The 7,803-nt window shown below is 38.9% G+C and carries 5 protein-coding genes; 2 read left to right on the plus strand and 3 right to left on the minus strand.

From position 1 onward, the window contains the following. Positions 1 to 10: 10 nt before the first annotated feature. The 3 genes from B2X72_RS06145 to B2X72_RS06155 form a co-directional block, all read right to left on the minus strand. Positions 11 to 3,244, minus strand: coding sequence for a SusC/RagA family TonB-linked outer membrane protein (locus B2X72_RS06145; protein WP_286848626.1), 3,234 nt, complete (start codon positions 3,242 to 3,244; stop codon positions 11 to 13). Between the two features lie 647 nt (positions 3,245 to 3,891). Further along, positions 3,892 to 5,163, minus strand: a complete 1,272-nt coding sequence (gene serS / locus B2X72_RS06150; protein ID WP_088160451.1) for a serine--tRNA ligase — start codon at positions 5,161 to 5,163, stop codon at positions 3,892 to 3,894. A gap of 311 nt (positions 5,164 to 5,474) precedes the next feature. After that, the gene (locus tag B2X72_RS06155; RefSeq protein WP_286848628.1) at positions 5,475 to 6,548 is read right to left on the minus strand and encodes a class I fructose-bisphosphate aldolase; all 1,074 of its coding nucleotides are present in this window, start codon (positions 6,546 to 6,548) and stop codon (positions 5,475 to 5,477) included. Between the two features lie 111 nt (positions 6,549 to 6,659). Between B2X72_RS06155 and rsmI the strand changes: the two genes are divergently transcribed. After that, the gene (gene rsmI, locus B2X72_RS06160) at positions 6,660 to 7,325 is read left to right on the plus strand and encodes a 16S rRNA (cytidine(1402)-2'-O)-methyltransferase (RefSeq protein WP_083663502.1); all 666 of its coding nucleotides are present in this window, start codon (positions 6,660 to 6,662) and stop codon (positions 7,323 to 7,325) included. A gap of 36 nt (positions 7,326 to 7,361) precedes the next feature. Continuing rightward, positions 7,362 to 7,803 (plus strand): PH domain-containing protein (locus B2X72_RS06165; protein ID WP_286848630.1); only part of this gene is annotated, 442 nt, incomplete at its 3' end.

Consider the following 7,803-nt stretch of genomic DNA (forward strand, 5'->3'; position numbering starts at 1 on the left):
TGATCAAGAATTAGAATGATACTTTTACGTTGACACCATAATTACGTAATGAAGGTTGTGCTGTAAAGTCAAAACCTTGCGCATTTCCAGCTCCTGAAGAGTTTACTTCTGGATCGGCAAATTTGTTTGCTTTAGGTGTCCAAATAAATAAGTTATTACCAAAAAGACCGATGGTTGCAGCTCCAAATGGAGTTTTCTCTAATTGACGTTTTTTGAAGGTATAAGAAACTGTCAAATTGCGCAATTTCACATAAGAACCATCAATTACACTCATACCTGTCTGGAAATTATTTCCGTAGTAAGAAGCTTTATCATACTTTACAGAAGTATTTTCTGTAAAATTTCCATTTGCGTCCTGAATAACTGAATTCGGGTAGATCAGACCGATACGTTCACCACCTGTCTCTTCAGATGCTCCAACAAATGCAAGTGTATTTTTTGTTCTTGAGAAGAATACTCCACCTTGCTTAGCATCAAACAAAGCACTCAATGACCAATTTTTGTAAGTAACATTAGTACCCAGAGAAGCTTGATATTTTGGATTGTAAGATCCCAGATATTCCGCTTTTGAAGTCGCAATTGGCAAACCCGTTTTACCATCTACAATTGTACGTCCTTGAGGGTCTTTCGCTTCAGTAACAGCATAAAATTCACCATAAGGGCGACCTACAGCAGCCACGATAGACATTCCAGAGAAACCACCGACAGAAACTTGCTCAACGCCATCCATCAACTCAACGACTTTACTGTTATTTTTGGTATAGGTACCATATAATTCCCAGCTAAAATTGTCTGTTTTGACAGGTGTACCACGAAGTGTTAACTCAACACCTTTGTTTTGAACTTTACCCGCATTGATCACGCTAAATCCATAACCTGTCGATGCCGGAATAGGAATACTTAAAATCTGGTTTTTAGAGCTATTGTTATAATATGTAAAATCTACATATAATCTATTTTGTAAGAAACCTAACTCAGTACCAAGCTCAAATGAATTTGTAATTTCCGGTTTTAAGCCCGCGTTTCCAATAGTAGAGCTTGACATTAAAGCAGACACATTACCAAAAGGGAAAGTTGTACTACCAAATCCACCGTTGATTGTTGTACGAGCAAAAGTAGTCAACAACTGATATGGATCGGTATCTGATCCCACCTGCGCCCAGTTTGCACGGAATTTAGCGTAATTCCAAGTCTTTTTGATGTTCTCATTGAAAAGTTCAGAAAACACAAATGAACCACTTACACTAGGATAGAAGAACGAATTATTATCCTTAGGCAATGTAGAAGACCAATCATTACGACCTGTAACCTCTAAATACGCCATGTCTTTATAGGATATATTTGCATCCGCATATACACCTACTAACCTTCTATTAGACCAAGTATCTTCGATCAAATTTAATGGACCGTTTGAATTTGCTAAGTTATACCATCCTGGTACCACCAAACCACCACTAGCATTTGTAGCCGTACTGTTGCTTGTTGTTTTACGTTGACGGATATTATTACCGAGCATTAATGATCCTTTCCAATCGTCATTAAAATCATGCGTTGCAGTAGCCATAAAATCATGAACGATCTCATTAACATTAAATTGATCAATACGGTACGATCCTACGCCCGAAACACGGTTTCCATTGCTATAGGGAGCGGCCGCATCTGTTGCAACATAATTATATTTTGGAGACTCATTTCTACGACGATCCGAATAGTTGTCCAAACCAACGCGCTCTTGGAATGTCAACCAAGATGTTGGCTTGTAATCAATATTGAAATTACCAACAATACGGTTCACATCATTGTAGTTTTTGAAGTTATCCAATATCCAGTATGGGTTAAGTGTGTAAGCTCCATAATAACCATACTCATTACTGTGTACCAAACCGTTCGCATCTGTAAATCCATATGCATTGTAAGGATTGTTCAAATCTTTTAATCCTTTAATATCGATATCACGAGGTGTTTGTAAAATGGCATTGTAAACAGACCCACCACCTTGACCACCACCGACATTATTACTATTGATACGGTTATAGCTTACAGAAATTCCTGCTGAGAATTTATTTGAAAATTCAGTATTTCCATTAAAACGTACACCATACTTGTTATAGTTATCGTTTTTACCAGGATAAACACCATTTGAATTCAAGGCATTCAATCCCAAATAGAAGCTAGATTTTTCTGTTCCGCCAGCGAAACTCAAATTGTTATCCGAAGCAATACCGGTATCGAAGAAATCACGAACGTTGTTTTTTACAGCAGAATAAGGTTTTTGCTGTCTAACTCCGTTGATCGTTTGTCCCCATTCCTGCATCTTGCCTGTAAAGGCCGGCCCCCAAGAACCATTTTCCCTTGGATCGTTGACATAAGTTACATCTCCGTTAGCTTTGTTGATATTGTAATATCCCTGTCCATAGTCATTTTGGAAATCAGGTAATTTCAAAATGGATGAAAATGTATTTACAGTATTAAAAGTGATTTGATTCTTCGCACCTTTATTACCACTTTTCGTCGTGATGATCAAGGCACCATTTGATGCACGCGAACCATACAACGCCGCAGCAGCTGGACCTTTCAAGACAGTTACAGAAGCTATATCATCTGGATTGATATCATTCCCCCTATTTCCAAAATCCACACTTGACAAGTCGCTTGCTCCACCTACTTTACTTGTGTTATCGATAGGCATACCATCAACGACGATCAAAGCTTGGTTGTTACCGCTGATTGATGTTCCACCACGCAAAACGACACGGGATGAACTACCTGGAGAATTTGATGTGGATGTGATGTTTACACCTGCAACTTTACCGGCTAAAGAGTTGATCGCACTTGAATTTCCGCCCTCTCGCAATTCATCAGCTTTGATCGTTGGAGCAGAATAACCCAATGAACGTTTCTCGCGTTTAATTGCATTAGCAGTTACGACAACTTCTTGCAAAGCATTGTCTTGACCAGATAAAGAAACATTGAATACCGTGCTGTTGTTATTAACAATAATGGTTTTATCATCAAAACCAACGGAACGGAATACCACAACTTTGCCTGCAGGCACATTCAATGAATAATTACCATCAGTATCAGTCTGAGTAGCCTGATTAGTACCTTGTACAACTACTGTCACCCCTGGTATTGCTTTACCGTCAGCAGATGTAACACGACCACTAATCTTTTTTTCTTGAGCGAATGCAACCGAAGTCAAAATCATACCGCCAACAAGAAAACTTAGTAATGTTTGTTTCATGTTTTAGTTAGTTAATTTTATTATTTTTTCTAATCCTATATATTGATATAAATTATATCCGTTATCATAACCGTCTAAACATAAATTGCCTAGACAATAAACAGCAAAAACATAACATGCTATTGCAGTTTATTCAGTAACAGTTGAAAATATTTTTGGAAAAGCGGGCCCCAGGTAGATGCAGGGTCAGTCCTTAGATAAATATCCAGCTGTAAAATTTGCTCTTTTCAGCATTTACAGTAAATAATAGTTAGTGCGATTTTTATTAGCGGTGTCAAATATAGAAAGCCAAAGTTGCTTTTACAAGTTTTTTAACATAATCTCCAGAAAGCAGGAAATACCGCAATAATAAGTTCACAATTTTACAAATTGTTACAAAAGAATCATTTTAGAATAAAAACTCTTCAAACAATTTTCAAACAGAATTTTATACGGAATGAATCATAATTAACAAAACATTAACAATGTTATAAGAAAACGTTAACATGTTATTCTATTATTTTTCTGTACTAAAACCGCATGTAGTTTATAATGATTCTAAACATTTCAAAATCGAGTTATAACAAAAAAAGACGCTCTACCTTCTCAGGCTGAGCGTCTTTCATATTGAGATTAAATAAATCTTAAGACGACTTATTTATTGATATTTAATCGATATACTCAAATTTGGTGTACGGAACCAAAACTGCAGGAATCTTAATTCCTTTTTCCGTTTGATTATTCTCCAATATCGCTGCAACGATACGTGGTAAAGCCAATGCCGAACCGTTCAACGTATGTGCCAGTTGCATCTTGCCATCGGCATTCTTAAAACGGACTTTCAAACGATTCGCTTGATAAGTTTCAAAATTGGAAACGGAAGATACCTCTAACCAACGTTTCTGAGCAGAACTATACACTTCCATATCATAGGTCAATGCAGAAGTAAAGCTCATATCTCCACCGCAAAGGCGCAATACACGGTAAGGAAGCTCTAATTTCTGCAACAGACGCTGCACGTATAAACTCATTTCTTCCAGCACTTCATAAGACTTTTCAGGATGTACAAGCTGTACCGTTTCCACTTTGTCAAATTGGTGTAACCGGTTTAACCCACGTACATGTGCCCCGTATGAACCTGCTTCACGACGGAAACATGGTGTATAAGCACAATGTTTGATTGGAAACTGTGCTTCTTTCACAATCTCGTCTCTATAAATGTTGGTGACCGGAACTTCAGCTGTAGGGATCAAATACAGATTGTCGTTACCCACATAGTACATCTGTCCTTCTTTATCCGGTAATTGTCCCGTAGCAAACGCTGACTCTTCATTGACCAAGATAGGCACCTGTACTTCCTCATATCCTTCTTCTGCTGCCTGATCCAAAAAGAAATTGATCAATGCGCGTTGCAATTTAGCACCTTTACCTTTATAGATAGGAAAACCTGCTCCGGCAACTTTTACACCAAGCTCTAAATCAACAATATCATATTTGTTCAACAATTCCCAATGCGGCAATGCATCTTCCGACAAAGCCGGGATTTCGCCATGGCTCAAAACAACTTCGTTGTCCTCAGCGCTTACACCTGCTGGAACGGATTGATGCGGTAAATTAGGTAATTGCACGATCTTCTCATTCAATTCCGCTTCAATTGTACCCAGTTGATCCAAAAGTTGCTTCACTTGCTCCTTATATCCCGAAGATTTGGATTTAACGGTTTCAGCTTCTTCTTTTTTACCTTGGCGCATCAGATCTCCAATCTGTTTTGCTGCCGCATTAGCCTCTGCCGAAAGTGCGTCAGATTCCGATTGGATCTTACGACGCTCTTCATCTAAACTGATGATTTCGTCGACCAATCCAATTTCCTTGAAATGCTTGACAGCCAATCTTTCGATTACCGTATCCCTGTTCTCACGGATATAATTTAATTGCAACATAATATAAATGTGTTATTTAAAATAGTGAACAAACTTAGATAAATTTGCCTTTATTTACAAGCAATTTTATTCCTAAACCACCATCCAAAAGGCTTTTTGACTACTTTACGGGCTCTATTTTCATTACACCGCATCGGCTAACATCCATCAGCCCATGGAAGACCAATCTTCCATGGAACCGATGTTTATAACCCATGATCCATAGAAAGAGCGTATCCATTAGACGCCTAATCGATACGCTCTATAATTCGATCTATATTCAAAGCCCTGTGCTGAGATTCAACCTGATGAATTCATGTGATGCGCATTTGCTAAGCAATGCTTACCTCATCGCATAAATAAACATCCTGAATGGCATGTAATAATGCGACGCCTTCATTCATTGGCTTTTGAAAAGCCTTACGCCCAGATATCAACCCCGTGCCACCTGCACGCTTGTTGATAACCGCAGTTTTTACAGCTTCCTGGATATCATTCTGTCCCGAAGCTCCACCAGAATTGATCAAGCCAGCCCGACCGGCAAAGCAATTAAGTACCTGGTAGCGGCATAAATCAATAGGGTGATCGGAAGAAAGCTGCGTATACATGCGTTCATCCAGCTTTCCATAACTACTTTTACCCATATTCAATGCTTTAAAGCCACCGTTCAATTCGGGTAGTTTTTGCTTAATAATATCCGCTTTGATCGTTACGCCCAAATGATTGGCCTGTCCGGTAAGATCCGCTGCTAAATGATAATCTTTATCACCTACTTTAAAGGCCGAGTTGCGCAGATAACACCATAATACCGTCGCCATCCCCAAAGAATGTGCTTCTTCAAATGCTTTTGCCACTTCTATAATCTGACGGTCTGATTCCTCAGATCCAAAATAGATGGTCGCCCCTACCGCAACTGCCCCCATATTCCAGGCTTCGCGAATTGTTCCGTACAAGATTTGGTCGGCTCGATTGGGATAGGTCAATAGTTCATTATGATTGATTTTAACCAGAAACGGAATCTTGTGTGCATACTTTCGGGCAACGGCTCCTAAAACACCAAAGGTAGATGCCACGGCATTGCAGTTTCCTTCCAAAGCTAGCCTGACAATATTTTCCGGATCAAAATACTGAGGATTTGGCGCAAAAGAAGCTCCTGCACTGTGTTCGATTCCCTGATCTACGGGCAATATCGAAAGATACCCGGTATTGGCTAACCGACCCGTTCCAAAAAGTTGCCCCAAACTCCGCAAGACCTGCGGGCTACGGTCACTCGAACTATATACTTGGTCAATAAATCCTGCTTGTGGAAGATGAAGTATTGTTTTGGAAACTGCGGGTTGATCAAATTCTAACAAATAACTCGCTTCAGCACCCAGATGTGCCTGTATTTTTTCAATGTATTGCATAATTTATTTAAAATAAAGTGATGGAGTTTACCATTATCTTTAAAATAAAACTCCAAAAAGCACAGAATGTTTTAGCGCATATTATATAGTAAAAAAAACTTAACTTTGACCATGTTATATTTAGTTCCGACACCTATTGGCAATCTGGAGGACATGACGTTCCGTGCGATCAATGTCCTGAAAGAAGTGGACCTCATCTTAGCAGAGGATACCAGGACCAGCGCTCCGCTTTTGAAGCATTTTGGAATCGACAAAAAAGTATTTGCGCATCATCAGCACAATGAACATAAAGCGGTATCTGAAATCATTAAATTCTTGAAAGAAGGGCAAAACATTGCATTGATTTCAGACGCAGGGACACCGGCGATCTCAGATCCTGGATTTTTGCTGGTGCGTGAAGCCATCAAAGAAGGGCTTGAAGTGCAGTGCTTACCAGGCGCAACAGCTTTCGTGCCAGCGCTTGTCAATTCGGGCCTTCCCAACGACCGTTTTTGCTTTGAAGGTTTTCTACCCGTCAAAAAAGGAAGGCAAACGCGCTTAAAAGCTTTGGCAGAGGAAAAAAGAACGATGATCTTCTACGAGTCGCCACATCGTATTCTCAAAACCATCGAAGAATTTATCACCGTTTTTGGAGCAGAAAGACAAGCTTCGATATCACGTGAACTGAGCAAACTCTATGAAGAAAATGTTCGCGGAACATTAACTGATTTAAAATTACACTTTGAAAACAATCCGATTAAAGGAGAATTTGTATTTTGTGTAGCGGGATTGGAATAAATTTTGACAATCTTTAGGTATTAAAAAGTATTTGACATGAACATGGAACAATTTGCACAGGACGGGCAGGACATAAAAATCATTGAAAAATTGGTTACTAAAGTCCAAGATATGCTTACTCCAGGGGAAAAAATAGATTATATTGCAGTTCAAAAGAAACCTGCAGTTACTATTTTACCAGATAGTATCACCATCAGTAATAAGCGCATATTTATGTGCGAATTTACTAAACTGGGTCTGGCTACTGATTTTGAAATCTTCGGTTGGCAAGATATCAAGGATATTGCCTTTAAGGAAGAAATATTCGGTTCAAAAGTTACGGTTATACCATTTACTGGCGAGAACTTAAGCATAGACTATATCCCTAAAGTTCAGGCTAGGAAATTGTATCAATATATTAAAGCCGCCCTTGAAAACTATAAAAAAGCGGAATTGGCTGCCGAAAAAGAAAAAATAGTCATTGCTCCAACAGTTGCAA

This window comes from Sphingobacterium sp. UBA7253 (assembly GCF_002472745.1).
GTDB classification, from domain to species: Bacteria; Bacteroidota; Bacteroidia; order Sphingobacteriales; family Sphingobacteriaceae; genus Sphingobacterium; species Sphingobacterium siyangense.

Bases quoted from the DNA above. Each gene is read 5' to 3' on its own strand.
- B2X72_RS06145 (WP_286848626.1), bottom strand. From the start codon at position 3,244: ATGAAACAAACATTACTAAGTTTTCTTGTTGGCGGTATGATTTTGACT.
- serS (WP_088160451.1), bottom strand. From the start codon at position 5,163: ATGTTGCAATTAAATTATATCCGTGAGAACAGGGATACGGTAATCGAA.
- B2X72_RS06155 (WP_286848628.1), bottom strand. From the start codon at position 6,548: ATGCAATACATTGAAAAAATACAGGCACATCTGGGTGCTGAAGCGAGT.
- rsmI (WP_083663502.1), top strand. From the start codon at position 6,660: ATGTTATATTTAGTTCCGACACCTATTGGCAATCTGGAGGACATGACG.